Origin of the sequence: Vibrio sp. 1151_11 (genome assembly GCF_029478525.1) — a bacterium.
GTDB classification, from domain to species: Bacteria; Pseudomonadota; Gammaproteobacteria; order Enterobacterales; family Vibrionaceae; genus Vibrio; species Vibrio anguillarum.
Genome location: NZ_SHMN01000155.1, coordinates 1 through 230 on the forward strand (window position 1 = coordinate 1; position 230 = coordinate 230).

The 230-nt window shown below is 50.4% G+C and carries 1 tRNA gene and 1 rRNA gene; both read right to left on the reverse strand.

The features are described from left to right. Nucleotides 1–76, reverse strand: a tRNA-Glu gene (locus EXZ60_RS19175). 88 nt (nt 77–164) lie between these two features. Then, nucleotides 165–230, reverse strand: a 16S ribosomal RNA gene (locus tag EXZ60_RS19180); the annotation flags it as partial.

Sequence of the window (230 nt, forward strand, 5' to 3'; positions counted from 1 at the left end):
TGGTATCCCGTAGGGGAGTCGAACCCCTGTTACCGCCGTGAAAGGGCGGTGTCCTAGGCCTCTAGACGAACGGGACACTAAGTAAGAATGTTTGGGAACATCCTCGTCTCTTAAACTGTATAAACCATCAATCTGTGTGGACACTCATCAGTGTAATCTTCGTATAAGGAGGTGATCCAGCGCCAGGTTCCCCTAGCGCTACCTTGTTACGACTTCACCCCAGTCATGAA